A 26,623-nucleotide genomic window follows, 5' to 3' on the forward strand; every position below is an offset into this window, starting at 1 on the left:
GTAGCAAGGTAGCAAGCGCCATGCCGCTGGCCATCGCTCGAACCCGGACCTGGACCGCCCGCGGCCACTACTGGGCGACGCCGTAACGCTGGCGGTAGGCCAGCACGCGCGCGTGGTCCGCGCCGGAGGCCCCGGCACCCTGGCGCTCCAGGTAGCGCAGCAGGTCTTCCAGACGGGCGATGGTGGCCACCCGCATGCCCAGGCGATCACGCACGTACTGCACGGCGCTGTAAGGCACGTCGGCGCCGTTCTCGGTTGCCATCTCCTGGCGGTCCAGCGCGATCACGACCGCGTGGGCCTGGGCGCCCGCGGCCTCGATCAAGGCGATCGATTCGCGCACCGCCGTGCCGGCCGACATCACGTCGTCCACGATCAGCACCCGGCCCTTGAGTGGCGCGCCGACCAGGGAACCGCCTTCGCCATGGTCCTTGGCTTCCTTGCGGTTGTAGGCGAAGGGCCGATTGTGACCACGCCGCGCCAGCTCCACCGCCACCGCCGCGCCCAGCGGAATGCCCTTGTAGGCGGGGCCGAAGATCATGTCAAATTCCAGCCCGGAATCGCGCATTTCGGTCAGCAACGCGCCCGCATAGAATTCCGCCAGCCGGCCCAGCTTGGCCCCGTCGTCGAACAGGCCCGCGTTGAAGAAGTAGGGCGAGAGTCGCCCCGCTTTGGTCTTGAATTCGCCAAAGCGCAGCACACCGCATTCCACCGCGAAAGCCACGAACTCCTGGGCCAACGCTTCTTTCTTTTCTTCACCCGCCATGGCAACAACATCCTTGTTCAATCTGGTCAGTCTCAACCTCAACGGCATCCGTTCCGCCACCAGCAAGGGGCTCGAGGCCTGGCTTGAAAAGACGCGTCCGGATTGTATTTGCGTGCAGGAAGTCAAGGCCCAGGCGCCGGACGTGGCAGGCAAATTCGAGCTGCTCGCCGGCCTGCAGGGCCACTTCCACTACGCCGAGAAGAAAGGCTATTCGGGCGTGGCCGTCTACACCCAGCACGCGCCCAGCGATGTGCTCATCGGCTACGGCTCGCCCGAGTTCGACGCCGAGGGCCGCTGGGTGGAGCTGCGCTTCGACACGCCCCAACGCAAGCTCTCGCTGATCAGCTGCTACTTCCCCAGCGGCTCCTCGGGCGAAGAACGACAGGAAGCCAAGTTCCGCTTCCTCGACGAGATGTGGACGCACCTGCAGACGCTGCGCGGCCAACGTGAGTTCATCCTCTGTGGCGACGTGAACATCGCGCACAAGGAGATGGACCTGAAGAACTGGAAGGGCAACCTCAAGAACAGCGGCTTCCTGCCCGAGGAACGCGCCTGGATGACCAAGCTGCTGGACCCTGGCCAGGGCGGCCTGGTCGATGTCTACCGCACGCTCGAACCCGAGGCCACTGAGACCGCCTACACCTGGTGGAGCAACCGCGGCCAGGCCTATGCCAAGAACGTGGGCTGGCGCATCGACTACCACTTGGCCACGCCGGCCCTGGCGGCGCTGGCGCGCCAGACCGGCGTCTACAAGCACGAGAAGTTCAGCGACCACGCGCCGCTGTCGGTCAGGTACGACCTGGATTTATAGGGCACGTAGCGCCTGGGGCTATCCACCTTGGGGAAGATCAGCTATTTTTTTCAGCAGCGGAACAGCCTGACGGAGGATCTTCATCTCGTCCACGCTTAAGGTGGTCGCCAAGGCCTCAGCGATCCACTGCGCCCTTGCCCTCCGGGCTGCAGCCGTCTCCTGCAACCCTGCTTTCGTGAGATGAATGAGATAGCCGCGCTTGTCCTTGGGGTCGGACAGGAGATCAATCAGACCCTCAGCTTCCAGTCGGGCCGTCACAAGCCGCATGCTCTGGTGCTTCACTCCTCGAGCGTCTGCAAGGGCCGCAATGCTTACGGGGCCTGCGCGCTCCAGGAAAGCCAGCGTTTCCCCATGTGCGTCCGAAGGTGTCCCGGCCTTGCCCCTCACAGACCTCACAAACTTGCCAATGACGTCGCGGAGGTCGTCAGCCAGGACTGCGACCTCTGAAGCGGCTCTGACCGCCTGATTCTGGTTTGCCAATTTGTCTCTCTCCTCTTCCGACAGGATTGCAAGTTGCGAACTCGCGCAAGCCTCGCTTCACCCTGCTCGCAACTGAGCCAGAACCGCCGGAAGCGTATTGATGCCCCAATGCTCGACGTACCTACCTGCGTGCACGCGAACGATATCAATCACGTCGATGGACACCGGCTTGCCAGTCGCCGCAATGCCCATAAGGGAGCCGGTGTGCGTGCCTGTGATGCTCTTTCGGGTCGTCACTTTGTCTCCTTCGCAGAGCTGATCGTGGATTTCCACCTTAAGTCCGCTCAGCGCCGGGCGAAGCACATTCTCAAAGGTGTTCCACAGGCTCTCGGGCCCGCTGGGTGCTCCGGCAGGAGCGGAGCGGTTGACGAAGGAGTCATCCATCAGTTCCTGAAAGGACGCGCGACAGCCATCCTCGATGACTTCCTTGTTGAAACGTCGTACGACGGTTTTGAGTGCGTCTGCTTCCATGGGGCCTTTCAATTTATTGATACCGCTAGCAGTCGCGCCAGCCTGGGTTGATGCGGCAGCGGCCGCAAAGGAGCCGGCAGGCTGGCAGTCGCTTGCTGCGACAAACGCAGCGGATCCGTGAACGGGGGATCGTTTGTGCATGGCTTCTTCCCTCTGAGCAGGAAATGGCGCGTGGATCGTCTGGATTTCGTATGGCTCTGATCACGCACCGAACTATATACAGTCATACTGCATAAATCGGGCGAATCTGATGAAGTGCGCCCTGGCTATGACTGCCCGGGCGGAAGGCGGCGAGGACTGGCTGCATACACTCGGATGCGGATGCGCCGTCGAGACTGCGGCTGGCAGCGGTTCAATGTCGGCCTTTTGCCGCATCGACTACCACCTGGCCACGCCGGCCCTGGCGGCGCTGGCGCGCCAGACCGGCGTCTACAAGGACGAGAAGTTCAGCGACCACGCGCCGCTGTCGGTCAGGTACGACCTGACGATCTGACAAGAAAAAGGCGCACCTCTTGTCCACTGCGGGACGGACGGCCGCGGGACCGGGGACTAACATCCCCGCGGACCATCCTGCGGAGAGCGCCCATGATCGAGACCTGGCTACAAGCCCTGCCCCATGGCATTCACCTGAGCTGCCGCGCCTCGGGCACCCCCGGCCGACCGGTGCTGCTCTTCCTGCACGGATTTCCGGAAGCCGCCTTCGTCTGGGACGAGTTGCTGGAACATTTCGCCCGACCTGAAAACGGCGGCTTCCGCTGCGTCGCCCCCAATCTGCGCGGCTATGAACAGTCGAGCGCGCCGTCCGAGCCCGCCGCCTACCGCGCCAAGCATCTGGTGCAGGACATCGCGGCGCTGATCGCCATCGAATCCCCTGGCCAGGCCTTGGCCTGTCTGGTCGCACACGACTGGGGCGGTGCCGTGGCCTGGAACCTGACCAACCAGCAGCCTGCGTTGATGCGCCGCCTGGCCATCGTCAACTCGCCGCATCCGGGCACCTTTCTGCGGGAGCTGCAAAACAACCCGAAACAGCAGGCCGCCAGCGCCTACATGAATTTCCTGAACCGACCCGATGCGGAAACTTTGCTGGCCGAGGACGATTACCGCCGCCTCTGGGACTTTTTCCTGAACCTGGGTGCGGGGGCCGAGGGCTACGGCTGGCTGACCGAGGACTTGAAAAAGCGCTACCGCGCCGTCTGGGACCAGGGACTCACCGGCGGCCTCAACTACTACCGGGCCTCGCCCTTGCGCCCGCCCCGGCCAGACGACGCGGCCGCCAGCCAAATCGAGCTGCCGCGCGAGATGTTGACCATCACCGTGCCCACCCTGGTGCTGTGGGGTCTGGGCGACACCGCCCTGCCGCCCGAGCTCATCGAGGGCTTGGAAGACTACATCCCGCAACTCACGCTGGAACGGGTGCCCGATGCCACGCATTGGATCGTGCACGAACAACCCGGGCGGGTCATTCAAGCGCTGCAGCGTTTTCTCGCGGCTTAGCGACTTAGGTCACGGGCTCACCGATCGGCTGCGGGACGTTCACCCCACACGCCACCCAACGGGCTAGGCGCCGCCTGCCTTCAGCTTCTGGTGGATGCGCCGCGTGACGCGCCACACGCCCCAGATCACGAAGGGGATCAGCGCACCGGTGGCGATTTCCACATCCACGTGCAGGCCCGTCGCCTTCAGGGCCTTGACGCCGTAGACCAGCAGGCTGACCACGTAATAAGAGATCGCCGCGATCGACAGACCTTCCACCGTGGTCTGCAGGCGCAGCTGCAGTTCCTGCCCGCGCGTGAGCTTTTCCAGCAGTTGCTGGTTTTGCGCCTCGGTGGCGATGTCCACCCGCGTGCGCAGCAGGGCGCTGGCGCGTGCCACCCGCGCGGACAAGGACGACAGCCGCTGCGCGGTGGCCGTCACGGTCGCCATGGCGGGCGAGAGGCGACGCTGCAGGAACTCGCCCACGGTCTGGGTGCCAGACACAGGCTGCTCGCGCAGCTCTTCGAGCCGCTGGTCCACGATGGCCGCATAGGCGCGGGTGGCTGCGAAGCGGTAGTCGTGCTCGGCCATGGCGCGCTCGATGCGCGCGGCCAGGCCGATCAGGGTGTCCAGCAGTTCCTGCTCCGAGGCAGATTTGTTCTCCAGCCGGGCCGTGATGCCCGCCAGTGCGGCTTCGGCCTCGCCCAGCATGGTGCCCAGGTCCTTGGCCACGGGCAGGCCGCGCAAGGCCATCAGGCGGTAGGTTTCCAGTTCCAGCAGGCGTTGGGAAATGCGACCGGCACGGGTCTCGGTCGTGGCGGGCGGAGCGATCACGAGAAAACGCTCGAAACCACTCTCGCGCAGATGGAAGTCGGTCACGGCCCAGGAATGGCCCTGGTTGCCCATGATGGAAGCCACCACCACCCGCTCTCCAAACCAGCGGCGCGCCTGGGCCATGGTGACTTCGGGGGTGCTCAGATCACCGTGCACCATGGCCAGCTCGATGGCGGCGAAGACCCGCCCAGGGATGTCACGCAACCAGTTCGGCGGCAGCACGAGGCCCGAGGACACATCGGGATCGGCCACGCCCAGGGCGGCATGCGCGGGCAAGGGCTGCACGAGGGAATACCGCGTGTATTCGGTGTGCCGTTCCCACTTGACGGTGTAACCCTCGAAACGCAGGCGCAGGAAGTTGGCGTGCAAGGCATCGAGCGTCAGCCCCTGCTGGCCCGGCAGCCGCCGCAGGTGCGCGCATTCCTGCTCACGGCTCACGCCCGCGTTGAGGACGGCGACGTATATGACCAGGGCAGGCAGGCGGATGCGCGCGGACGGGCGGGCATGCACCTCGTTGTGCAGCACGGCACGCAGGTCGTCGTCCAGCGGCAGGAGCCGGGAATTGGCGGCACTCATGCCTGTCATTGTGCCGTTTCGCCAGGGAATTTCCGGACAAAATTCCGGCATGCACATTCCCGGGCGTACAAATTGAAAGGCGCATGGCGATGGGGCCGGCGAAACCGCGCGGGCCCGGCATCGGCCGTGCTTGTCACCCTCCTGCTGGCCTGGCCCTCGTCACAGGCGACGGGGTTGCCACCGAACCTACCGGCTGCAGCCGTTGTACCGACGCTGGTCGCGCCCAGCGAGCGGCCACGCGTCTGCCTCGTGCTTTCGGGCGGCGGCGCGCGCGGGGGCGCGCATCTGGGCGTGCTCAAGGTGCTGCAAGCGCTGCGCGTGCCGGTGGACTGCATTGTCGGCACCAGCGCGGGCGCCATCATCGGCGCGGCTTACGCCAGTGGCATGCCGCTCGGCGCGCTGGAAGCCAATCTGCGCCCCCTCACTACCGCCCTGCTGTTCCGCGACGTGCAGCGCAGTGACTTGCCCCTGCGCAGCAAGGCCGAAGGCCGCTACAACTACATCGGCCCGGAAATGGGCCTGAGTACCAGCGGCATCACCCTGCCCAAGGGCGCGGTGTCCGGGGTGGCGCTGGAAGCCGTGCTGCGCCAATTGACCTCGCGCCAGAGCAGCGCCGACTTCGACCGCCTGCCCATTCCCTTTCGCGCGGTGGCCACCGATCTGGGCACGGGCGAGATGGTGGTGCTGGACCACGGCAGCCTGGCCTCCGCCGTGCGCGCCAGCATGGCCTTGCCAGCCATCGTCAACCCGGTGGAGATCAACGGGCGCCTGCTCGTGGACGGCGGCGCCAGCCGCAACCTGCCGGTCGACGTGGCCCGTGCCCTGGGCGCCAAGGTCGTGATCGCGGTCAACATCGGCACACCCCTGCACGCGCGTGAGCAGATTCGCTCGCTGGTGGGCGTCACCGAACAGATGATGCGCATCGTGACGGCGCAGAACGTGCACGAATCACTGAACGAACTTGGCCCCGACGACGTGCTGATCAGCCCGGATCTGGGCACGATCGGCACCGCCGATTTCGACCGCCTGCTCGAAGCGTCGCAGGCCGGCGAGCGCGCCGCGCGTGCCGCGGCGGTACAACTGCAACGCCACCACCTCGACGAGGACGGCTACGCGCGCTGGGAACGGCAGCGGCTGGCACCCCGTCCCGAGCGGGCCCGGGTCGACAGCGTGACCATCACCGGTACCCAGGTGGTCAACCCGGAGGCGGTGCGAGCCATGCTGCGTTTGCAGCCCGGTCAGGGCTTCGACGCCAGCCAGCTGGACGCTGACCTGCGCCGCATCTATGCCACCGGAGACTTCGAGAGCGTGAGCTACACGCTCGCCAACCTGCCTGACGGCGGGCAAGCCGTGACCGTGCAAACCACGGAAAAATCCTGGGGCCCCAGTTACCTGCGCGTGGGCCTGGGCCTGTCCAGCGATTTCTCGGGCAATGCCTACTTCAACCTGCTGCTGGCGCACCGCCACACCTGGCTCAACACGCTGGGCGCCGAATGGCGCAATGAGCTGCAGACCGGACGCACGGACCGGCTGAGCACCGAATGGTTCCAGCCCCTGGACGTAGAGCGCAGCGTCTTCATCAGTGCCCAGGCCGAGACCCGGCGCGAACCCTTCGATATCTTTGCCGAAGGCCAACGGGTGGCACGCTTTCGCCGCGACGAGACCACGGCACGCCTGCAACCGGGGCTGGCCCTGGGCCATGCGGCCGAGCTGCGCGCCGGCCTGATGCGCGGCCGGGTGCAACTGAGCAAGGACACCAGCGCCGAACTGGGTGATCTGGAGCTGCCTTCGGTCGACACCGGCGGCCTGGAACTGGTCTTGCGCACGGACACGCTGGACAGCCTGAGCTTCCCGCACCACGGCACGGCACTGGACCTGCGGTATTTCGACTCGCTGCCCGCCTACGGCGCCGATCAACGCTACGACAAGCTGGACCTGGCCTGGCGCGGCGCGATGACACTGGACGACCACATCCTGCGCGCGGCCTACTTCAGCACTCGCGCCGGCGGCGACGGCGACCTGCCCGAGCACGAGCTGGCATCGCTGGGCGGTTTTCTGCGCATGTCGGGTTACCAGACGGGTGAACTGCTGGGTACGCGTGCCCAGATGGGCCGCCTGGTCTATGCCTACCGGCTGACCGGCCCGAGCCTGTTGCAGGGCATGGAGTTGGGGCTGTCCGTCGAGGCTGGCCGCGTCCGCGAAGTGGTCGAGGAGTCCAGGCACCAGGGCACGCTGCGCAGCAACGCCCTCTTCCTCGCGGTGGACACGCCGGTCGGCCCTTTGTACTTTGGGGTCGGCCACGCCACCAGCGGCTCCAACGCGGTCTACCTCTTCCTGGGCCCGCCCTGAGCCCGGCAGGGTCCGATTTTGGATAGCATCGCTGGCCAGCGCCGCTCCACCTCCCCCGCTTCGACCCTCTCGCCGCCCACCATGCTCCAGTACCTGACCGTCCCCGTGACTGCCTTCCAGCAGAATTGCTCCGTCGTCTGGTGCGACGAGACGATGGAGGGCGCCGTCATCGACCCCGGCGGCGACCTGCCCCGCATCACCACCGCGGCCAGCCGCGCGGGCGTGACGCTCAAGGCCATCTGGATCACGCACGCCCATCTGGACCACGCGGGCGCGGCGGCGGAGCTGGCCCGCGCACTGGACCTGCCCATCATCGGTCCGCACCCCGACGATCAGTTCTGGATCGATGGCCTGGCCGAGCAAGGCCGTCGCTTCGGCATGCCAGCGGGTGAACCCTTCGTGCCCACGCGCTGGCTGCACGACGGCGACACGGTGCAAATCGGCCACTGCACACTGAACGTGCGTCACTGCCCCGGCCACACCCCGGGCCACGTGGTCTTTCACTCACCCGAAGCGCACCGCGCCTTCGTCGGCGACGTGCTGTTCGCGGGGTCCATCGGCCGCACCGACTTCCCGCGGGGCAACCACGGCGACCTGATTCGAAGCATCACCGAACGACTCTGGCCCCTGGGCGACGACACGGTGTTCATTCCCGGCCACGGACCTGAAAGCACCTTCGGCCAGGAACGCGAGACCAACCCCTTCGTGGGTGGGACGTAACTTCGCTTGAAGGGATCCCGACCAAGGCACTCGCGGAGCTGGCTTTGCCTTAGCCGCTGAGTGCGTTCCCCCCTGCCACCGCAGGTTGGCGTTCAGGGAGGAAGGCGCGTAGCGCCTCAGGGGGGCTTACTTTTTCGCTTGCTCGTACAGCGGCTCGACACGCGGCAGGTTCTTTTCGATTTCCTTGATGCGCGTCTTGCCCGAGGGGTGGGTGGACATCCACTGCGGTGGCGCGCCCTTGCTGGCGCTGCTCATCTTGCGCCACAGCGTCACCCCGGCGCGCGGGTCGTATCCCGCACGCGCGGCCAGCTCCATGCCGACCAGATCGGCTTCGCTTTCATCGTCCCGACTGAAGCTCAAGGTCAGCAGGTTGGCGCCACCGCGCGCCACGGAATCGGTCAGGTTCGGGTCAATGCCCCACAAGGCGGAAACGACCACGCCGCCAACCCGCGCCAGACCGTTGGTGACCTGGCTCTTGCCCATGCGCTCGCGCGCATGTTCGCGCAAGGCGTGCGCGATCTCATGGCCCATGACCATGGCCACTTCGTCATCGGTGAGCTTGAGCTGCTCCAGGATGCCGGTGTAGAAGGCGATCTTGCCGCCGGGCATGCAATAGGCATTGACCTGCTTGCTGACGATCAGATTGATTTCCCATTTCCAGTTCTTGGCCCGCGGGTTCCAGCTGAGGGCATGGGGAATGATCTGGTCCGCGATGACACGCAGGCGCTGCAGTTGCGGGTCGTCGTTGGATGCCAGCGCGTTCTTCTTGCGCGCCTCATCCAGCTGCTGCTGGTACTGGGTCAGCGCCAGCTTCTCAACGTCCTCGGCGGGCGCGAGCTTGGTGAAGGCCGAGGTCTTGCCCACGTCCACGCCGAGCTTTTGGTCTTCGGCACGAGCGAGGCTCGTGGAGAACACCGCCGCAAGCAGCAGCGCCGTCCACATCAGGGTGAAATTGCGTCTCTTCATGGTGTCCGAATGATGCCGCAAGGACGGCTTGCATGGAAAGTCTCCCATCGATAGGCCCATGGAGTCAGGCGCTCGCCGCGCGGTTCCCGCACGTATGATTCCCCGCATGTCTACGCCCCCTTCCGAGCATCCGGCCGCCGCGCACCCCGACGCATCCGACAAACCGGGCTGGCTCGCCGCCTGGCGCATCTATCTGGAGCCCGCCACCCTGCGCATGCTGGCACTGGGTTTCGCCGCCGGCCTCCCCCTGCTGCTGGTGCTGGGCACGCTGAGCTTTCGCCTGCGCGAGGCGGGCATCGACCGCGCCACCATCGGCTACCTGAGCTGGATCGGCCTGGCCTATGGATTCAAATGGGTCTGGTCCCCGCTGGTGGACCGCCTGCCCTTGCCGGGCCTGGCCCGCTGGCTGGGCCAGCGCCGCAGCTGGCTGCTGCTGGCCCAGCTGGGCGTGGCGGGTGGCCTGATCGGCATGGCCCTGGCCGACCCGCGCCAAGGCCTACAGGCGGTCGCGGGTTTTGCCGTGCTGGTGGCCTTCGCCTCAGCCACGCAGGACATCGCCCTGGACGCCTACCGCATCGAATCCGCCAGCACCGAACGCCAGGCCGCGCTCGCGGCGGCCTACCAGGCCGGTTACCGACTGGCCATGATCTGGGCCGGCGCCGGCGTGCTGTGGCTCGCGGCACGGGCCGAAGTCGTGACGCAGGTCCTTGGGGCGCCGCCGCTCGCCTCGACCCTCAACTACCAGAACGCGGCCTGGACCACGGCCTACCTCGTGATGGCGGCCAGCATGCTGCCCGGCATGCTCACCGTGCTGCTGGCGCCCGCCATCCCACTCGCCGCGGGGAAGGCCCCCGTCGCGCCCGGCCCCATGGCCTGGCTGCGCGAGGCCATCGTCGAGCCCTTCCTGGACTTCGTGCGCCGCTACCGCTGGCAAGCCGTGCTGATCTTGGCGCTCATCGCCATCTACCGTGTCAGCGACGTGGTGATGGGCATCATGGCCAACCCCTTCTACGTGGACATGGGCTACAGCAAGGACGAAGTCGCGACCGTCACCAAGGTTTACGGCCTGCTGATGACGTTGGCCGGCTCCTTCGCGGGGGGGCGCTGGCCCTGCGCCTGGGCGTGATGCGCGTGCTGATGCTGGGCGCGGCGCTCAGCGCCGCCACCAACCTGCTCTTCGCCTGGCTGGGCACGCGCGGCCACGACGTGACGGCGCTGATCTACGTCATCTCGGCGGACAACCTGGCCTCGGGCCTGGCCTCGGCAGCCTTCATCGCCTACCTGTCCGGCCTGACCAACGTCACCTACTCGGCCACCCAGTACGCGCTGTTCAGTTCCATGTACGCGCTCGCACCCAAATTTGTCGCGGGATTCTCCGGTGAGTTCGTCGACGCCTGGGGCTACAGCGCCTTCTTCACCAGCACCGCGCTGCTGGGGGTGCCGGTACTGGTGCTGGTGGCGTTGGCGGCGCGGACACGGCGCAAAGGCTGATCCCCTTTACCTTTCTTTACGGCCACGACAAGCCGGACTCATGCCCGGCCTGCACCATTGCGGGGATGGATACACTCGCCGCCATGAGCCCCACGCCCCTGCTGATGATCGAGGACGACGCCCGGCTGGCGGCGATGGTGCGCGACTACCTGGCTCCCTCCGGCTTCGCCGTGCAGCACGCGGGCACCGGCGCGGCCGGGCTGGCCAAGCTGGGCACGCCGCAGCAGGCGGCCGATCAAGCGCCCCAACTCGTGGTGCTGGACTTGATGCTGCCCGACATGGACGGGCTGGACATCTGCCGCCGCATCCGCGCATTGCCCGGCGCCACCGCGCATACCCCCATCCTCATGCTCACGGCCAAGGGCGACCCGATGGACCGCGTCATCGGCCTGGAGATCGGGGCGGATGACTACCTGGCCAAGCCCTTCGAACCCCGCGAACTGTTGGCCCGCGTTCGGGCACTGCTGCGCCGGCACGCTCATACCTCCCTCACCTCGGCGACCGACGAACACGCCACGAGTAATCCTCCCTTGCATTTCGGCTCGCTGACCATCGACCGCGACGCCCGCACGGTCACCGTGCAAGGCCGTAGCTGCGAGCTCACGTCCTACCAGTTCGACCTGCTGGTGACGCTGGCCGAACGCGCTGGCCGGGTGCTGACGCGCGAACAGATCATGGAAGCGGTGCGCGGCCGTGAACTGGAAGCTTTCGACCGCTCCATCGACGTCCACATGGGCCGCATCCGCGCGGCCATCGAGGTCGACCCCAAGACACCCAAGCGCATCCTGACCGTGCGCGGCGTGGGTTATGTTTTCGCTCGCCAGCAGGATTGAGGACACTGCTCCGTGCCCAGGCCTGCCCCGTCGGCCATGAAGATCGCGCCGTTCCATCGCCTCTACCTGCGCCTGTGGCTGGCCGTGGTCGGCGCCATCGGCGTGCTGACCCTGATCTTCGCCTGGATCACCCACATCGAACGAGTTCAGGCTGAACGCGCGCGCGAGAGCGACCGCGCCCAGCGTCCCGGACGGGAGATCGTGCTGCGCAACGCCGAGGGCGAGGTGCTGGGCCGCGCGCTGACGCTGCGCCCGTCACGCACGCCACCGCGTCCGTCCCACGGCGCCGGCTTCGGTCCCGGCCTGAGCTTCGAAGTCCCGATGCGTGACGGGCAGATCCTGCACATCTGGTTGCCCGCCCCCCGCGCGGGGACATGCTCATCCCGCCCCCTCCTGCCTGGTGGGAGCCCCCTTACAGCCTGCCCGGCCTGCTCATCCTGCTGGTGCTGATCGCCGCAGCCGTGGCGCTGGGGCCTGGCCGGTGGTACGCCAGCTCACGCTGCGCATCGAAACCTTGCAACAAGGCGTGGAGCGCTGGGGTGAAGGCGACCTGGCGCGGCGCCTGCCCGAAGACGGCCAGGACGAGGTGGCTTTTCTGGCCCAGCGCTTCAACGTGGCCGCCTCGCGCGTGCAGGCCTTGCTGGTGGCGCACAAGACCTTGCTGGCGAATGCCTCGCACGAACTGCGTTCGCCACTGGCGCGCATACGCATGAGCCTGGAACTGCTGCAGAAGCCCGCCAGCCCCACCTCGCAGGCCCAACCCAATCCGGCCGCCTACGACGAGATCGCGCGCAACATCCGCGAGCTGGACCAGCTGATCGACGAAATCCTGCTGGCCAGCCGGCTGGACGGCAGCCCCGACGCCCTGGGACCGCTGGAGCCGATTGACCTCCTAGGCCTGGCGGCGGAGGAATGCGCGCGCACGGACGCTGAGCTGGACCCGCCCTGCGACGCACGCAGCCTGCGCCTGCTGGACGATGTTGTGGGGCAACCCCGCCTGCTGCGCCGCGCGGTGCGCAATCTGCTGGAAAACGCCCGCCGCCACGGCGCGGGGCTGGTGACCCTCACGCTGAAAGTGACGGAAGCGGGAGTCGGCGCCGCAAGCACCGGCACGTCAGCGCCAAGCCGTACGCCGATGGTCGAGCTGCGCGTCTGCGATCAGGGGCCGGGGGTTCCGGTCGCGCTGCGGGAAAGAATCTTCGAACCCTTTTTCCGCCTGCCGGGCGCGTCCGAACGCGAAGGCGGCGTGGGCCTGGGACTGGCGCTGGTGCGCACCATAGCCCAGCGCCACGGGGGCAGCGTGCACTGTGAGGACGCGCCCGCGTCCTCCACTGCGCAGAGTCGCCAGGGCACTGGCGCGGGGGGCCAGACCAGCGAGACGCCCTCGGCGCGGGGGGCCTGCTTTGTACTGCGCCTGCCCCTGCGGGCAGAAACAACACCCAGCGCGAGCACAAGCCTCGCCTGAGGCACGATCCGCGATCGGCCTGTCGGGCTCAGGCCCAGCCCGTGGCTTGGTCCCCTTCGCACATCCGTTGGTGAGCCACGGCAGCGCCAAACGCACGGTCAGCATACGCATCCAGAGCCAGGCACTTGTCAGCTCGGATGGCCGGCCCATCATCTTCCCCCCATCGGGGGATAGTTCATTTATTACAAGACCGGGAAAATAGGCACTCCCAACGACGTCCTTCCGAGGACTTTACAAGCCGCTCGCAAGAGCGGCTTTTTTTCGGGCCGAAGAAAACGTGCGGGAAACGTCAATGCAGCGCCGCGATGGCGCTGCCATCGACCTCAGTGGTGCGCAATCACGTGTTCACCGGCCTTGAGCCGATAGACCGTGCCGCAGTAGGGGCACCTGGCCTCGCCGGTATGGGCCACGTCCAGGTAGACCTTGGGGTGGCTGTTCCACAACGTCATGTCGGCCTTGGGGCTAGGGCAGTACACCCCGCCGTGGGCGTTCAGGTCCTTGGCCAGCAGTTCAACGATGGGCTTGCTCATGGTGTCTCACCTTGTGTCTTGTCCGGGGTCTCGTGGGGGCGCGGCGCGTCGACGGTTCGTTCGCGCCGCTTCCCACCTTCAAACCTTGCTCAGCCAGTGCGCGTACTTGGCGTTGCGGCCGTTCACGATGTCGAAGAAGGCGCTCTGGATCTTTTCGGTCACCGGGCCGCGGGCGCCGGCACCGATCTGCACGCGGTCCAGTTCGCGGATGGGCGTGACTTCCGCGGCCGTGCCCGTGAAGAAGGCCTCGTCTGCGATGTAAACCTCGTCGCGCGTGATGCGCTTTTGCACCACGTCGAGGCCCAGGTCCTTGGCGATGTGCAGCACGGTGTTGCGCGTGATGCCGTTGAGCGCGCCCGCCGACAAGTCGGGCGTGTAGATCACACCGCCCTTGATGACAAAGATGTTCTCGCCCGCGCCCTCAGCCACGAAACCGGCAGTGTCAAGCAGCAGGGCCTCGTCATAGCCGTCTTCCGTCGCTTCCATGTTGGCGAGGATGGAGTTGCTGTAGTTGCTGACGGCCTTGGCCTGCGTCATGGTGATGTTGACGTGGTGGCGCGCATAGCTGCTGGTCTTGACGCGGATGCCGCGCTTGAGGCCTTCCTCGCCCAGGTAGGCGCCCCATTCCCAGGCGGCGACCATCAGGTGGATGGTGTTGCCCTTCGGGCTAACGCCCAGCTTCTTGTCGCCGATCCAGACCAGCGGGCGGATGTAGCAGCTCTGCAGCTTGTTGGCGCGCACCACGTCCTTCTGGGCTTCGTTGATCTGCTCGGCCGTGAAGGGCACGTTCATGCGCAGGATCTTGGCGCTGTTGAGCAGGCGCTCGGTGTGTTCCTGCAGGCGGAAGATGGCCGTTCCGTTGACCGTGTTGTAGGCGCGCACGCCCTCAAAGGCGCCGCAGCCGTAATGCAGGGTGTGGGTCAGGACGTGGATCTTGGCATCGCGCCATTCCACCAGCTTGCCGTCGAACCAGATTTTTCCGTCACGGTCGGCCATCGAGGTCGGTAGGGAACTCATGAAACTTTTCCTCTGCTATGCACTGCATCAAGACGCCCTGCCCCGACACATTCAAGGCAAGCAAAAAAGGCGCGAGCCGGCCATTTTACGAGGCGACCGGAACATCGGCTTGGGCTTCGCCCGCGCCGCCATCCTCGGGCTGCGGCCGCCACATCGTCCAGCGCGCCAGTTGGCCCTGAACAAATTCCGCCTCGACCCAGGAACCGCCCGGGTCCGTCCAGCGGTAAACCTCGGGTTGCTGACCCTCGATTGAACGCAATTCGCCCAAGGCGCGGGTGAGGGCCATGACGTGCAACAGCGAGACCCGAGGCCGCAACTTCGCATTGAGCATCACGGCGCTGTCCACGTAACCCAGCGGCCGCTCGCTGGCGCGGCGCATCACGGTCATGAAACGGTTGAAGTGCAGCAGCAGCCACATCACGACACCGCCGGCCACCAGGGCCACGCCACCCCAACCCCAGGCACGGTGCCCCCCACGAACAACACGGCCAGGCCGAGCGCCACCAGGATCTTGCGCAAGTGAATCTTCATGGGGCGCGATTGTCTCAGAGCCCGCTCGGCACTTCAGAGCATCTCCAGCGGCATGGCCCGCGTGGGCGGCGGGAAAAGCCGGTCCAGTTCGGCGCGCTGCGCCGGGCTGAGCCGAAGCTCGCGCGCGGCCGCGTTCTCGCGCAAGTGCGCGGCGCTGGCGCTCTTGGGGATCGCGATCACCCCTTCCTGCCCCAACAGCCAGGCCAGCGCGGCCTGGGCCGGGGTGCAGCCCTGGCGCAGGGCGAAGTCGCGCAGACCGGGATGGCGCAGCAACCGGGCCTGCTCGATGGGCGAGTACGCCATCACCGGCATGCCACGCTCGCGCAACCAAGGTTGCAGGTCCCACTCGATGCCGCGCCGCCCCAGGTTGTAGAGCAACTGGTTGGCGGCGCAGGCGGTGCCACCCGGCGCGGACACCAGTTCGCGCATGTCGTCCAGGTCCAGGTTGCTCACGCCCCAATGGCGGATCTTGCCAGCGCCTTGCAAGGCTTCGAACGCCGCCACGGTATCGGCCAGCGGAAACGCCCCGCGCCAATGCAGCAAATACAAATCGATGTGGTCGGTGCGCAGGCGTTTGAGGCTGCGCTCGCAGGCCGCGACAACCCCCGGGCGTGAGGCGTTGTGCGGATAGACCTTGCTGACCAGGAAGGCCTGGGCGCGCCGCCCGACCAGGGCCTCGCCCACCACCTCCTCGGCCCCGCCCTCGGCGTACATCTCGGCGGTGTCGATCAGGCTCAGGCCCAGGTCCAGCCCCGCGTGCAGGGCCGCGACCTCGGCCTTGCGGGCATGACGGTCCTCACCCATGTACCAGGTGCCCTGGCCGAGCGCGGCCACCTGTTCGCCGGAGGGCAGGCGCACGGTACTCATGGGCGACGGCGCTGGATGTGGATGGGCTGGGGCGAAACGGCAGCCCCGTTCGCTTCCTTTGCCTTGCCCAGTTTGGTCGGCCGATCGCAGCTGTCGCAGCCGCAACCCGCCACGGGCTCGCGCGCGGCGCGCTGCAGCCGCCGTGCCAGAAACGCCGGCCAATGCGGCCACAGTGCCAGCCAGCGCGCCAGCGCGCGGCGCGGCACATTCGGCATCAGCGTCTGAACGGCGTAGACGAAGCAAGCCATCACGATCAGTGCCACCACGATGTTCTGCATGAGGACTCCCGGGGTTCAGGCGCCCAGCCAGAGGGCGATGCGGTAGGTCAGGAACGCCGCGACATAGGCCAGCGCGAACAGGTAGGCGGCCATGATCAGTGGGTAACGCCAGGCATTGGTCTCGCGCCGCACCACGGCGAAGGTGGACATGCATTGCGGCGCGAAGACGAACCAGGCCAGCAAGGCATAGGCCGTGGCCATGGACCAGGTCTGGGCGATCACCGGCGCCAGCGCATCGGCCACCTCGCCCGTGGACGACAGCGCGTACACCGTGCCCAGGGCACCGACGGCGACCTCGCGCGCGGCCAGGCCCGGCACCAGGGCGATCGAAATTTGCCAGTTGAAGCCGATGGGCGCGAACACCACCTCCAACGCGCGCCCCAGATACCCGGCCAGGCTGTACTGAATGGCCGGACCGGTGGCGCCTTGCGGCGGACCGGGGAAGCTGGACAGGAACCAGATCACCACGGTCAGGGCGAAGATGATGGTGCCCACGCGACGAAGGAAGATGCGCGCGCGCTCCCACAGGCCAAGCGCCAGATTGCGCAGCTTCGGCAGGCGGTAGGGCGGCAGCTCCAGCATCAGCGGCTGGTAGCTGCTCTTCATCCAGACGCGCTTGAGCAGCCAAGCCACGGCCATGGCCGAGAGCACGCCGGCCAGGTAGAGCACGAACAGCGTCAGTCCCTGCAGGTTGACGCCCCCCACCGTGCGCTGCGGCACGAAAGCACCGATCAGCAGCGCATACACCGGCAGCCGCGCCGAGCAGGTCATCAGGGGGGCAACCATGATGGTGGCCAGACGGTCGCGCCAGTTCGGGATGGTGCGCGTGGCCATGATGCCGGGGATGGCGCAGGCGAAACTCGACAGCAAGGGAATGAAAGCCCGACCGGACAGCCCCACCTTGCCCATCAGCGTGTCCAGCAGGAAGGCCGCTCGCGGCAGGTAGCCCGAGTCTTCCAACACCAGGATGAACAGGAAGAGGATCAGGATCTGCGGCAGGAAGACCAGCACGCCCCCCACGCCCGCAATCACACCGTCAACCAGCAGACTGCGCAAGGGCCCGTCGGCCATGTGGGCGCTGAGCGCCTCGCCCGCCCAGGCCATGGCCTCGTTGATCGCGTCCATGGGCACGCTGGCCCAGGAAAACACGGCCTGGAACATCAGGAAGAGCAAGCCCGCCAGCAGGACCAGCCCGCCCACCGGGTGCATCACGATGGCGTCAAGCCGGTGGTTGAAGCGCTTGAACTGCGTGGCACCGGGCGCGGCGACGGCCAGGATGCGGCGCACTTCACGCTGCACGTCCGGCAGGCTGATGGCCTCATCCACCGGCCGGGGCACGGGCCATTCGGCCTGCCGCTCCAGCTCGGCCAGCAAGGCCGCGTGGCCACGGCTCTGCACCGCCACGGTCTCGACCACCGGCACGCCCAGCTCGGCGGACAGGCGCTTGATGTCGATGGCCAGGCCACGCGCGCGCGCCACGTCGGCCATGTTGACCGAGACAATCATGGGCCGGCCAAGCCGGCGCAACTCCAAAACCAGACGCAGGTTCATGACCAAGTTGGTGGCGTCGACCACGGCGATCAGCACGTCCGGCGCAGCTTCGCCAGCACGCTGGCCCAGCACCATCTCGCGCATGACGGTCTCGTCCGGCGTGGACGGCGTCAGGCTGTAGGCGCCGGGCAGGTCGATGACGGACACCGTGCGACCGTTCGCCAACGTGGTGCTGCCGACCTTGCGCTCCACGGTCACGCCCGCGTAGTTGGCCACCTTCTGGCGCGCACCGGTGAGCAGGTTGAACAGCGCCGTCTTGCCGCAATTGGGGTTGCCGACCAGGGCGACGCGCAACGTTTCGGCGCTCATGCGGTCCGTCCTTGCGCGTTGATTTCGACGCTGACCTCGACACACTGCGCCTCGATCCGGCGCAGCGCGAAGAAAGTCTCCCCCACCTGCACCGCCAGCGGCTCGCGGCCGCCTGGGCCACGGCGCATCAGCTGCACCGGTTCGCCCGGCAGAAAGCCGAGTTCACTCAGGCGGCGCAGGAGTTGCGGGTCGGGTACCCCTGTGGGGTTCAGGCCGATGACGGTGCCGCGCGTGCCGGGGGATAGCTCGGACAGGCGGGTTGGGCTAGGGTTTGGAGCGAGAGACATGACGGAACCCGAGGTCGTCGGGCGGGCAAAAGGCGAACCATCAGGAACATGCTTGTTGCAAATGATAATGGCTCTCGCTTGGCCTGTGCGCCGGCCACGCGCCTCTTTACACGAGGTTTGCGCTGGATCAATCCAGCCCGCGCAAGGCCTGGATCGCTTCCTCGACCCGTTCGACCGGGTAGATCGTCAGCCCCTCGATGGCTTTCTTGGGCGCGTTGGCCTTGGGCACCACCGCCACGCTGAAGCCCAGCTTGGCGGCCTCCTTCAGCCGCTCCTGCCCGCGCGGCGCGGGCCGCACCTCGCCGGCCAGGCCGACTTCACCGAAGGCAATGAAGCCCTTGGGCAAGGGCTTGCCGCGCAGGCTGGAGGTGATGGAGAGCAGCACCGCCAGGTCGGCCGCCGGTTCGCTGATCCGCACGCCGCCAACCGCGTTGACGAACACGTCCTGGTCCATGCAGGCCACGCCCGCGTGCCGGTGCAGCACGGCCAGCAGCATGGCCAGACGGTCGCGGTCCAGCCCCACGGACAAGCGGCGCGGGCTGGGGCCACCGCTGTCGACCAGGGCCTGGATTTCGACCAACAAGGGCCGCGTGCCTTCCAGCGTGACCATCACGCAGCTGCCAGGCACGGGCTCCGCGTGTTGCGACAGAAAAATCGCGCTGGGGTTGCTCACGCCCTTCAAGCCTTTTTCCGTCATCGCGAACACGCCGATCTCGTTGACGGCGCCGAAACGGTTCTTGATGGCGCGAATCAAGCGAAAGCTGCTGTGCGTATCGCCTTCGAAATAGAGCACCGTGTCCACCATGTGCTCGAGCACGCGCGGACCGGCCAGCGCCCCTTCTTTCGTGACGTGACCGACCAGCACGATGCTGGTGCCGCTGGCCTTGGCGGCGCGGGTCAGGTGGGCCGCGCACTCGCGCACCTGAGCCACGGAGCCGGGCGCCGACGTGAGCTGGTCCGAATAGACCGTCTGGATGGAGTCGATGACAGCCACCGCGGGCTGTTGCACCTCCAGCGTGGCCAGGATTTTTTCGAGCTGGATTTCGGCCAGCACCTGCACGCGGGAGCCTTCGAGCCCCAGGCGCCGCGCCCGCAGGGCGACTTGCGCGCCGCTTTCCTCGCCCGTGACATAGAGCACCCCACCCCGTTCGCCCACTGCGTGTGGCCCTCTGCCTCTGCGCTCAGGCTTGCCCTGCGCTTGCCTGGAAGCGGGGTGTTCGTCGCCTTGGGACGACACGGCCACGCTCGACACGCCCATGCTCCCGCGCTGCAAGTTATCCAGCGCCTGCAACAGCAGGGTTGACTTGCCAATGCCCGGATCCCCACCGATCAGCACCACGCCACCCTCAACGATGCCGCCCCCGAGCACCCGGTCCAGCTCGTCCAGGCCCGTGGGGGTGCGTTCCACGTCGGCCGCCTCGATGTCGGCCAGGGCCTGCACCTCGGCCGTGCTCGCCAGCGCGGCAAACCGGTTTTTCGTCGGCGTGACGGTTTCGGCCACGGTTTCGACCAGGGAGTTCCAGGCCTTGCAGTGCGGGCACTGCCCCAGCCATTTGCTGCTGCTTCCGCCACATTCGCCGCAGGTGTAGACCGTCTTTTCTTTTGCCATGTGCCCATCTTAGCCGATAGCTGTATGAAATCACAGTTCTATGATGCCCCATGGAATACCGCAACGTCTGTATTTATGGGGCTGGCGCCATCGGCGGATGGATCGGCACGGGCCTGGCCGCAGCGGGCTGCGAGCTCAACGTCGTCGCGCGCGGCGCGACGCTGAACGCACTGCGCCGCGATGGCCTGCGCCTGAGTCATCTCGACAGCACGACCACCCATGCCGTGCGCGCCGAAAGCGAGCCGGCCCGGCTCGGCGTACAGGATCTGGTGATCATCGCCGTCAAGGCGCCCGCACTGCCCGAGGTGGCGCGCCAGATCGCGCCCCTGCTCGGGGCCCACACCGTGGTGCTGACCGCGATGAACGGCGTACCCTGGTGGTTCTTTCACGGTTTCGGCGAACGTTGGCAAGGCACGCAGCTGCGCACCATTGACCCGGAGGGCGCGATCGCCAGGGCGATTCCGGCGGACCGCGTCATCGGCAGCGTGGTGCACGCCAGTTGCACGCTCGACGGCCCAGGTCACGTGCGACGCCACGCGGGCAACAAACTGATCCTGGGCGAACCGGTCGGCGGCGACAGCGCGCGCTTGACGGCGCTGACCGCCTTGCTCACCCGGGCAGGCTTCGAAGCGCCTGTCTCGCCGCAAATCCAGAAAGACGTCTGGTACAAGCTCTGGGGCAATATGACGGTCAACCCGATCAGCGCGCTCACCGGGGCAACGACCGACCGCATCATGGAGGACGATCTGGTGCGGGGTTTCACCACCGCGGTGATGCTGGAGGCCAAGGAGATCGGCGCGCGCATCGGCATCTCCGTCGCCGAAAGCCCACAGGATCGGCATGCCATCACGCGCAGGCTCGGTGCCTTCAAGACCTCGATGCTGCAGGACGTGGAAGCGGGCCGTCCCGTGGAGCTGGACGCACTGGTCGCCGCCGTGCGCGAGTTGGGACAGTTAACCGGCGTCCCCACGCCCTCGACGGACGCCTTGCTCGGCCTGGCACGGTTGCACGCGCGCACCCACGGTCTCTATTGAGGCCAGCCAGACGCCCTGCGAGCCGCGCACGGTTTTCCATCACCCCCTGACACACCCATGCCTACCCCATCCGCCCGCGCCCTGAGCGCCACTGCCTTCACCACCTTGCTGTTGATCGCCTGCATGATGGGCGCCAATCACGTGGCCGCGCGCTTCGCCTTCAACCATGGCGTGGACGTGGCCACCGCCGTGGTGTTCCGCAGCGGGGTCACCACCCTGGTCATGGTGGCGCTGCTGGTGGTGCAAGGCATTCCGTTGGCGTTGACACCACGCCAGCGACGCGCCCTGCCTCTGATCGGCCTGATCATCGGCCTGCAAAGCCTGTGCCTCTACTCTGCGGTGGCGCGCCTGCCGGTGGCCCTGGCCCTGCTGGCCTTCAACACCTTCCCGCTCTGGACGGCGCTCTGGGCCCGCCTGCTCTACCGCGAACGCCCCACGCCGCTGCTGTTGAAGGTGATGCCGGTCATCCTCTTCGGTCTGATGCTGGCGCTCGACGTGTTCGGGGCGGCGTCGGGTCTGGGCGCGGGCGCGCAGTGGCAGCGCATCGGCGCGGGCGTCGCCTACGCGCTGGCGGCGGCTTCCCTGTTCGGCATCGCGCTGGCGCTGACGCAGCATGAATCCCAGGGCGTGGACGGTCGGGTGCGCACGGCCTTCACCATGGGCGTCGCGGGCCTGGTGGCGCTGCTCACCGTCGTGCTGCAAGGCGGCTTTCACCTGCCCGTGGCGGTGGACGGATCGGGCGTGGCGGCCGGCTGGATCGGACTGGCGTTGCTGACCCTGCTCTATGGCACGGGCATCACGCTGCTGCTCACCGTGCTGCCGCGCCTGGGCGTGGTCGGCAATTCGGCCATCATGAATGTAGAACCCGTGGCCGCCCTGGTGCTGGCCTGGCTGATCCTGGATCAGGCCATCGCGCCGGTGCAAGTAGTGGGCGCGCTCATCGTGGTCGGCGCCGTCATGACGCTGGGCCTGCGCAAGCGCTGAAACGGACTGGGCCGCGCGGCTCAGTCCGTGACGTCCACCGGCACGCGCGGCGCGAGCGCGCACATCAATTCATAACCCACGGTGCCTGCGGCGCGGGCGACCTCGTCGATGCCCAGCACGGCCCCGTTGCCGGCCCGCCCCCAGAGCGTGACCTCGCTGCCAACGTCCGCCGTCAGCCCCGCCTGCCGCAGGGGCTCCAGATCCACCGTGAGCATGTCCATGCTCACGCGCCCCACCAGCCGGGTGCGCAGGCCATCGACCAGCACGGGCGTGCCCGTGGGCGCGACGCGCAGGTAGCCGTCCGCGTAACCGCAGGCCACGACGCCGATGCGCATGGCCTGGTCCGCCGTGAAGGCCGAGCCGTAGCCCACCGTGTCGCCGGGTCGCAAGTGCTGCACACCGATGATGCGGCTACGCAGCGTCATGGTCGGACGCAGGTCCCAGTGCACCGCGTCGTGCTCGGGAAAATCGGGCGCGCTGCCATAGACGGCGATACCGGGGCGCACCCAGTCGGAACGCAAGCCCCGTTCGTCCATGTGCCGCAAGGTGGCGGCGCTGTTGGCCACGCTGCGCTCGCCGGGCAGGTCTTGCGTGGTCACGTTGAAGAGCGCGAGTTGCCGCGCGATGCCGCGCGGCCCGTCGGCATCGCTGAAGTGGGTGATGAGCGTGATCTCATCCACTTGCGGCAAGGCATCCAGGCGCGTCCAGGCGGCGCGATAGGCGTCGGGGGTGAAGCCGAGACGGTTCATGCCACTGTTCATCTTGAGAAAGACTCGGTGGGGCGCATGCGTTTTGTGCATGGCCAACCAGTCAATCTGCTGCTCCTGGTGCACGACATGCCAAAGATCCAGGCGTGAGCACAGCTCCAGGTCGCGCGGCTCGAACGCACCCTCCAGCAAGAGGATGGGGCCGCGCCAACCGAGAGCGCGCATGCGCTCGGCCTCGGCCAAGTCCAGCAGCGCGAATCCGTCCGCGCCGCGCAGCCCCTCATACACACGCTCGATGCCATGCCCATAGGCATTGGCCTTGACCACGGCCCAGACCTTGGCATCGGGCGCGGCGGCGCGTGCACGCGCCAGATTGTGGCGCAGCGCGCCGGTGTGAATCAGGGCTTGTAGGGGGCGAGGCATAAACGCAACAGGCGCGCGGCAGGGCGGGTTGTTTCAATCACGTGCGCACGATTGTGACACCGTGCACCATGCTATAACCCCGGCGGCGTCGAGCGGGCCCTTGTTCCTCTCCCTCTTTTTTCCAGCTTTCTTCCCAGCGCGCATCCCTCCGCCGGTTTACCGGCTGCTTTCCCCCACCCTGCCTGTGCCCCCCAGCCCATGAAACGCGGCTTCTACACCATCATGTCAGCGCAGTTCTTCAGCTCGCTGGCGGATAACGCGCTTTTCGTCGCTGCGGTGGAGTTGCTGCGCAGCCAGCACGCACCGCAGTGGCAACAGGCTGCGCTGGTACCCTTGTTCGCGCTGTTTTACGTGGTGCTGGCGCCCTTCGTGGGCGCGTTCGCGGACTCGATGCCCAAGGGCCGGGTCATGCTGATCAGCAACACGATCAAGATCATCGGCTGCCTGATGATGCTGTTCGGCACGCACCCCATGCTGGCCTATGCCATCGTGGGTCTGGGTGCCGCGGCTTATTCGCCGGCCAAGTACGGCATCCTCACCGAGCTGCTGCCCGCTTCGCAATTGGTCAAGGCCAACGGCTGGATCGAGGGTCTGACCATCTCCTCCATCATCCTGGGCGTGCTGGTCGGGGGACAGTTGGTCAGCCCCTCGGTGTCAAACCTGCTGCTCACCCTGGACCTGCCGTCCATCAACAGCGCGGCCGAGGCAGCCATCGCGGCACTGATCCTGGTCTACCTGCTCGCGGCCTGGTTCAACACCCGCATTCCGCTGACCGGCGCGACGCTGCGCCCGATGCCGCGCAATTGGTTCACGCTGCTTCCGGATTTCTGGAACTGCAACACCCGGCTCTGGAAGGACCGACTGGGCCAGATCTCGTTGTCCACCACCACCTTGTTCTGGGGTGTCAGCGGCAATCTGCGCTACATCGTGCTGGCATGGGCGGCCGCCGCGCTGGGTTACAGCGTCACACAGGCTTCGACGCTGGTCGGCGTGGTGGCGATTGGCACGGCCGCTGGCGCCATCATCGCCTCGCTGCGCACCCGCCTCGAAGACGCGCCACGCCTGCCGCCTCTGGGCGTGGCCATGGGCCTGCTTGTGATCGTGCTGAACTTCATCGACAACGTCTGGGTGGCCGCGCCTTTCCTCGTGCTGCTCGGCGGCCTGGGGGGCTACCTTGTCGTGCCCATGAACGCGCTGCTGCAGCACCGGGGCCACAACCTCATGGGCGCAGGTCGTTCCATCGCCGTGCAGAACTTCAATGAGCAAGCCTGCATCCTGAGCCTGGGCTTTCTGTACAGCTTCAGCACGGGCATGGGCGTGTCCGCCTTCACCGCGATCGCGTGCTTCGGCCTGCTGGTCGCCAGCGTGATGGCCCTGATCCAATACTGGCATCGCCGCAATGTCCGCGTGCACGCCCAGGAAGTCCAGCGCCTCTTGGACATCGCGCGCAACGACAACCTCCACGGCTGATCGTGTCGACGTCCCCCGCCCGGTCCCGGCAGCGGGCCGCCCTGGCTTTGCTGCTCAACGCCTTTGTGTGGGGCTGTTCCTGGTACCCCTTCAGGCATCTAGAAGCACGAGGCCTGCACCCGCTGTGGGCCACCAGTCTGATCTATGTGCTGTGCCTGGCGGCCCTCTTGCTCTGGCGCCCGCGGGCTTGGCGGCCGCTGCTGTCGTCGCCCTGGCTCTGGTTGCTGATGGCGTCCTCCGGCCTGACCAACGTCAGCTTCAACTGGGCCGTCACTATTGGCGATGTGGTGCGCGTGGTGTTGCTGTTCTACCTGATGCCCGCCTGGTCGGTGCTGCTGGCCTGGCTGCTGCTGCACGAGCGGCCCGCGCCGCGCGCCTTGCTGCGGCTGGGCTTGGCCCTGGTCGGCGTGGTCATCGTGCTCAAGACGCCTCAATCCACCTGGCCCCTGCCCACCGGCCTGCCCGATTGGCTGGCCCTGGCGGGCGGGTTCACCTTCGCGTTGACCAATGTGCTGCTGCGCCGCCTGCGCGAACTGCCCGAGGCCTCGCGCATGAGCGCCATGTTCGGCGGAGGCGCATTGCTCGCCGCGGCGGTGGCGCTACTGGGCCAATCCCAGGGCCTGGCTTACCCACCCCCGGCACCCGCGCTGGATTGGATGGTGCTGGCGTTGCTGACCGGCCTGGCTTTTCTCGCGGCCAACGCGGGACTGCAGTACGGCGCGGCACACCTGCCCGCCGCGGCCACCGCACTCATCATGTTGACCGAGGTGGTGTTCGCCAGCGTGTCGTCCGTCCTGCTGGGGGCGGCCGAATTGCAGACCCGCACGCTCGTGGGCGGCGCGCTGATTCTGCTGGCGGCAGCCTGGGCCGCCTGGCCGGAACGCAAGGCCTGAACGAACACGATTTTCCGGGCACGCGGGCCGCGCGCTCAGTCCGCGGGAAAGTTATTGCAGCCTCGCCTGCGGGTGCAACACCAGCGCGTACAACTCGTTGCGGAAATGGATGCCCAGGCGGTCGAAAGCGCGGTTGCGGTAGGTCTTCACACTGGGCACGCTCAGTCCCAGGTCACTGGCGATGCCGTCGTACGTCATGCCACGCAGCAGGCGCACGCACACCTCCAGTTCGCGCGGCGTGAGGGCGGGCTGCAGCGCACGCAGACGCTGCGCCTCCAAGGCGACGGACTCCTCGGCTGCGACGGGCGGTCCGGCCAGATCCACGTGCTTGCAGGCCAGGGCCATCAGCGCGGGCGCGAGAGCCTCGAAATCGGCAACCTGCGCGTCGCTGAATGGCCGTTGATGCTGGTGACGGTAGAAGTTGACGGCGAACAGGCCATCGTCGCGGGCGCGCACCACCGAGACCCGCTCAGCCACGCCATGCGCCTCGTAGACTCGTGCCCGGTGCTCTGCCGGCACCTCCCGCGCAGTGAGGTGACAGAGCATGGATTGCGCCTCCTGCACGGTCTCACCGATCAGCGTGCGGTCATGCAGATGAGGGCCGGACAAATAAGCCCGCCAACAGTCTTGCGTGGTGTCGGGCACGCCCAGGCTGCCGGACAGATACAACTGCGGCACGCTGGGGTGGCCCGTGCGGTACACCGAGAAGGAAGCCGCTGGCACCAGCGGTTGGAGGGATTCCAGCAGCAGCGAACGGAAACGGGGCTGCCCCAGTTGCTGGATGAGCCCGGCCAGCAACTGGGCATGGCGCGACGCGCCGCCAGCGCTGTCGCTGCAGGTCCATTTGCGCATGCGTCTCCTCGCTTGCTTGTTCTGTGCTGTCATCTTAAGGGATGACAAC

The 26,623-nt window shown here is 67.1% G+C and carries 25 protein-coding genes and 3 pseudogenes; 13 read left to right on the forward strand and 15 right to left on the reverse strand.

All coding sequences use genetic code 11. The features are described 5' to 3' along the window. Positions 1 to 67: 67 nt before the first annotated feature. The gene (gene pyrE / locus DW355_RS02925) at positions 68 to 763 is read right to left on the reverse strand and encodes an orotate phosphoribosyltransferase (protein ID WP_131277874.1); all 696 of its coding nucleotides are present in this window, start codon (positions 761 to 763) and stop codon (positions 68 to 70) included. 13 nt (positions 764 to 776) lie between these two features. On the opposite strand from pyrE, the gene DW355_RS02930 reads away from it, so the two are divergent. Continuing rightward, positions 777 to 1,574: an exodeoxyribonuclease III gene (locus DW355_RS02930; protein ID WP_131282225.1), complete on the forward strand. Its 798-nt coding sequence runs from the start codon at positions 777 to 779 to the stop codon at positions 1,572 to 1,574. 18 nt (positions 1,575 to 1,592) lie between these two features. Here the strand turns inward: DW355_RS02930 and DW355_RS02935 are convergent, their stop codons facing one another. After that, positions 1,593 to 2,054: a MarR family winged helix-turn-helix transcriptional regulator gene (locus DW355_RS02935; RefSeq protein ID WP_165493109.1), complete on the reverse strand. Its 462-nt coding sequence runs from the start codon at positions 2,052 to 2,054 to the stop codon at positions 1,593 to 1,595. 57 nt (positions 2,055 to 2,111) lie between these two features. Then, positions 2,112 to 2,666 carry an ester cyclase gene (locus DW355_RS02940; protein WP_242671281.1) on the reverse strand — a complete coding sequence of 185 codons (555 nt, stop codon included), beginning with the start codon at positions 2,664 to 2,666 and terminating at the stop codon, positions 2,112 to 2,114. A 229-nt stretch (positions 2,667 to 2,895) separates the two neighbouring features. Between DW355_RS02940 and DW355_RS02945 the strand changes: the two are divergent. Then, positions 2,896 to 3,018 (forward strand): annotated as a pseudogene (locus DW355_RS02945) (exodeoxyribonuclease III); the annotation flags it as partial. Positions 3,019 to 3,110: 92 nt separating this feature from the next. Beyond that, positions 3,111 to 4,019, forward strand: coding sequence for an alpha/beta fold hydrolase (locus DW355_RS02950; RefSeq protein ID WP_131277876.1), 909 nt, complete (start codon positions 3,111 to 3,113; stop codon positions 4,017 to 4,019). 63 nt (positions 4,020 to 4,082) lie between these two features. Here the strand turns inward: DW355_RS02950 and DW355_RS02955 are convergent, their stop codons facing one another. Next, on the reverse strand, positions 4,083 to 5,408 hold the full coding sequence (locus DW355_RS02955; RefSeq protein ID WP_242671282.1) for a DUF3422 family protein: 1,326 nt from the start codon (positions 5,406 to 5,408) through the stop codon (positions 4,083 to 4,085). 126 nt (positions 5,409 to 5,534) lie between these two features. Between DW355_RS02955 and DW355_RS02960 the strand changes: the two genes are divergently transcribed. Together DW355_RS02960 and DW355_RS02965 are read left to right on the forward strand one after the other, a co-directional pair. Continuing rightward, positions 5,535 to 7,757 carry a patatin-like phospholipase family protein gene (locus DW355_RS02960; RefSeq protein ID WP_242671283.1) on the forward strand — a complete coding sequence of 741 codons (2,223 nt, stop codon included), beginning with the start codon at positions 5,535 to 5,537 and terminating at the stop codon, positions 7,755 to 7,757. 81 nt (positions 7,758 to 7,838) lie between these two features. Further along, a complete protein-coding gene (locus DW355_RS02965) occupies positions 7,839 to 8,477 on the forward strand; it encodes an MBL fold metallo-hydrolase (RefSeq protein WP_131277879.1) in 639 nt (212 codons plus the stop codon). 126 nt (positions 8,478 to 8,603) lie between these two features. Here DW355_RS02965 and DW355_RS02970 read toward each other — a convergent pair whose 3' ends face one another. Beyond that, positions 8,604 to 9,443, reverse strand: a complete 840-nt coding sequence (locus DW355_RS02970) for a M48 family metallopeptidase (protein ID WP_131277880.1) — start codon at positions 9,441 to 9,443, stop codon at positions 8,604 to 8,606. Positions 9,444 to 9,549: 106 nt separating this feature from the next. Between DW355_RS02970 and DW355_RS02975 the strand changes: the two are divergent. The 4 genes and pseudogenes from DW355_RS02975 (at position 9,550) to DW355_RS02990 (ending at position 13,232) form a co-directional block, all read left to right on the forward strand. Beyond that, positions 9,550 to 10,934, forward strand: a pseudogene (locus tag DW355_RS02975) (AmpG family muropeptide MFS transporter). 65 nt (positions 10,935 to 10,999) lie between these two features. Beyond that, entirely contained in the window at positions 11,000 to 11,767 is a 768-nt protein-coding gene (locus DW355_RS02980; protein WP_131277881.1) for a response regulator transcription factor, read from the forward strand. A gap of 12 nt (positions 11,768 to 11,779) precedes the next feature. Further along, complete coding sequence (locus DW355_RS02985; protein WP_131277882.1) at positions 11,780 to 12,217, forward strand: hypothetical protein; 438 nt, start codon at positions 11,780 to 11,782, stop codon at positions 12,215 to 12,217. Positions 12,218 to 12,248: 31 nt separating this feature from the next. After that, on the forward strand, positions 12,249 to 13,232 hold the full coding sequence (locus DW355_RS02990; RefSeq protein WP_431733208.1) for a sensor histidine kinase: 984 nt from the start codon (positions 12,249 to 12,251) through the stop codon (positions 13,230 to 13,232). 323 nt (positions 13,233 to 13,555) lie between these two features. Here DW355_RS02990 and DW355_RS02995 read toward each other — a convergent pair whose 3' ends face one another. The 8 genes and pseudogenes from DW355_RS02995 to radA form a co-directional block, all read right to left on the reverse strand. Further along, positions 13,556 to 13,762, reverse strand: a complete 207-nt coding sequence (locus DW355_RS02995; RefSeq protein ID WP_131277883.1) for a zinc-finger domain-containing protein — start codon at positions 13,760 to 13,762, stop codon at positions 13,556 to 13,558. Positions 13,763 to 13,840: 78 nt separating this feature from the next. Beyond that, positions 13,841 to 14,779, reverse strand: coding sequence for a branched-chain amino acid transaminase (locus tag DW355_RS03000; RefSeq protein ID WP_131277884.1), 939 nt, complete (start codon positions 14,777 to 14,779; stop codon positions 13,841 to 13,843). Positions 14,780 to 14,864: 85 nt separating this feature from the next. Then, positions 14,865 to 15,304, reverse strand: a pseudogene (locus DW355_RS03005) (glycerate kinase). A gap of 39 nt (positions 15,305 to 15,343) precedes the next feature. Then, entirely contained in the window at positions 15,344 to 16,177 is an 834-nt protein-coding gene (locus DW355_RS03010) for an aldo/keto reductase (RefSeq protein WP_131277885.1), read from the reverse strand. Further along, positions 16,174 to 16,455, reverse strand: a complete 282-nt coding sequence (locus DW355_RS03015; protein WP_131277886.1) for a DUF6587 family protein — start codon at positions 16,453 to 16,455, stop codon at positions 16,174 to 16,176. The genes DW355_RS03010 and DW355_RS03015 overlap by 4 nt, the downstream gene beginning before the upstream one ends. A gap of 15 nt (positions 16,456 to 16,470) precedes the next feature. Further along, complete coding sequence (gene feoB, locus DW355_RS03020; RefSeq protein ID WP_131277887.1) at positions 16,471 to 18,315, reverse strand: ferrous iron transporter B; 1,845 nt, start codon at positions 18,313 to 18,315, stop codon at positions 16,471 to 16,473. Continuing rightward, positions 18,312 to 18,602 carry a FeoA family protein gene (locus DW355_RS03025; protein WP_131277888.1) on the reverse strand — a complete coding sequence of 97 codons (291 nt, stop codon included), beginning with the start codon at positions 18,600 to 18,602 and terminating at the stop codon, positions 18,312 to 18,314. The genes feoB and DW355_RS03025 overlap by 4 nt, the downstream gene beginning before the upstream one ends. 127 nt (positions 18,603 to 18,729) lie before the next feature. Further along, complete coding sequence (gene radA / locus DW355_RS03030; RefSeq protein WP_131277889.1) at positions 18,730 to 20,211, reverse strand: DNA repair protein RadA; 1,482 nt, start codon at positions 20,209 to 20,211, stop codon at positions 18,730 to 18,732. A 50-nt stretch (positions 20,212 to 20,261) separates the two neighbouring features. On the opposite strand from radA, the gene DW355_RS03035 reads away from it, so the two are divergent. Together DW355_RS03035 and DW355_RS03040 are read left to right on the forward strand one after the other, a co-directional pair. Next, positions 20,262 to 21,245, forward strand: coding sequence for a 2-dehydropantoate 2-reductase (locus tag DW355_RS03035; RefSeq protein ID WP_131277890.1), 984 nt, complete (start codon positions 20,262 to 20,264; stop codon positions 21,243 to 21,245). A 57-nt stretch (positions 21,246 to 21,302) separates the two neighbouring features. Further along, complete coding sequence (locus DW355_RS03040; protein WP_131277891.1) at positions 21,303 to 22,229, forward strand: EamA family transporter; 927 nt, start codon at positions 21,303 to 21,305, stop codon at positions 22,227 to 22,229. Between the two features lie 20 nt (positions 22,230 to 22,249). Here DW355_RS03040 and alr read toward each other — a convergent pair whose 3' ends face one another. Then, a complete protein-coding gene (gene alr / locus DW355_RS03045; RefSeq protein ID WP_131277892.1) occupies positions 22,250 to 23,359 on the reverse strand; it encodes an alanine racemase in 1,110 nt (369 codons plus the stop codon). Positions 23,360 to 23,557: 198 nt separating this feature from the next. Between alr and lplT the strand changes: the two genes are divergently transcribed. Together lplT and DW355_RS03055 are read left to right on the forward strand one after the other, a co-directional pair. After that, entirely contained in the window at positions 23,558 to 24,829 is a 1,272-nt protein-coding gene (gene lplT, locus DW355_RS03050; protein ID WP_131277893.1) for a lysophospholipid transporter LplT, read from the forward strand. Further along, positions 24,829 to 25,722 carry an EamA family transporter gene (locus DW355_RS03055; protein WP_431733228.1) on the forward strand — a complete coding sequence of 298 codons (894 nt, stop codon included), beginning with the start codon at positions 24,829 to 24,831 and terminating at the stop codon, positions 25,720 to 25,722. The genes lplT and DW355_RS03055 overlap by 1 nt, the downstream gene beginning before the upstream one ends. A gap of 51 nt (positions 25,723 to 25,773) precedes the next feature. Here DW355_RS03055 and DW355_RS03060 read toward each other — a convergent pair whose 3' ends face one another. Further along, a complete protein-coding gene (locus DW355_RS03060; RefSeq protein WP_131277895.1) occupies positions 25,774 to 26,574 on the reverse strand; it encodes a helix-turn-helix transcriptional regulator in 801 nt (266 codons plus the stop codon). Positions 26,575 to 26,623: the final 49 nt, after the last annotated feature.

The sequence above is a fragment of the Hylemonella gracilis genome, from assembly GCF_004328645.1.
Classification (GTDB): Bacteria; Pseudomonadota; Gammaproteobacteria; order Burkholderiales; family Burkholderiaceae_C; genus Hylemonella; species Hylemonella gracilis_B.